The organism is Streptomyces sp. NPDC006430, from assembly GCF_040612395.1.
Lineage (GTDB): Bacteria > Actinomycetota > Actinomycetes > Streptomycetales > Streptomycetaceae > Streptomyces.
Window position 1 is genome coordinate 1 of the sequence record NZ_JBEXQA010000118.1, and the last position, 1,380, is coordinate 1,380.

1 protein-coding gene is annotated in these 1,380 nt (G+C 66.4%); it reads right to left on the bottom strand.

Features of this window, described 5'->3' with window-relative positions:
* Window positions 1–1,347: condensation domain-containing protein (locus tag ABZZ20_RS36860; protein ID WP_356877434.1), on the bottom strand; the 1,347-nt coding region annotated here is incomplete at its 3' end.
* Between the last annotated feature and the right edge of the window lie 33 nt (window positions 1,348–1,380).

The window sequence follows — 1,380 nt, forward strand, 5'->3', positions numbered from 1 at the left end:
CACCGGATACTCCGGATCCAACGGCACATACCCACCCCCCGCCTTCCACACCGCGAGGATCCCCACCACCATGTCCACACCACGCGGCAGACACAAACCAACAAGCGACTCCCGACCCACACCCAAACCAACAAGACAATGCGCAAGACGATTCGCGCGGACATCCAACTCCGCATACGACACCTCTACGCCCTCAGCCACGACCGCCACCGCATCCGGCGTCCGCACCACCCGCGCCTCAAACAACCCAGGCACCAACACCGACGACACCCCAACCACCGTGTCATTCCACTCACTGAGCACCCGATGGCGTTCGACCTCGCCGAGCACACGGATGCTGCTCAACGGAGCGTCGAAGCCAACGTCAAGCGCCTCCTCCAGCGCAGCCACCAGGTTCTCCGTGGCGGTGGCGACCAGCGCGGCGACTGCCTGCGGGTCGATCGGGCCGACTGCGTCGATGGCCAGCCTCAGTTCCTTGCCACCATCGTTGACAGCAACCGAGAGCGGATAGTTGGTGCGCTCCTGCGCGAGCAGGGTCCGGAAGCCATGAGTGTCCTGACCTGCACCCGCAACGCCGTTCGAGGAAAGGCTGGCGTTGTGACGATAGTTGAACATCGAAGTGAACAGCGGAGTGTCACCAGGCACGCCACTGACCTGCTGCGCCAGAGCCAACGGTGCGTGCTCGTGCTCAAGCAGCTCAGCCAGCTGACCTCGCATCGCCCGCACCGCCGCAAGGACACCCGAACCGTCGCCGAGGCGCGCCCGCACCGGCAACGTGTTGATGAACGGACCCGCCACCCGGTCCGATCCCACCCCGGCATTCATCCGCCCGAACAGAACCGTGCCGAACACCACGTCATCACGGCCACTGACCGCCGCAAGGACCCGCGCCCACGCCACATGCATCACCGTGGCCGGACTCGCCCCAATCCGCTGCCCCACCTCACGCAGCCGCCCGGACAGACCGGACCCCAAATCAGCCACCGCACGCGACACATCCGCACCCACACCACGCACATCCACCAGACCAAACGGCGCGGTCGGCTCGGTCACGTCCGCGAGCAGCCCGGCGAAGTACTGCTCGTGCTCAGCCCGATCCACGCCGACACGGGCCTGTGCCGCGAAGTCACGGAAGGGCAGCGGTTCGGGCAGCTCGTCGCCCCGGCCGGCAAGAAACGCCTCAACCTCGCCCAGCAGGAGTTCGAGACCCGTGTGGTCCTGCACCATGTGGTGCACGCGGATCAGCAGCAGCCAACGACCACCCGCGACAGAGGCCATGTTCAGCCCGATCAGCGGGGCCCGGCCCAGATCCATCGACAGGCCGCCGGCAGCAAGGAGCTGTTCCACCGGCTCAGCACCGTGTGGGTCGAGTTCGAGTTC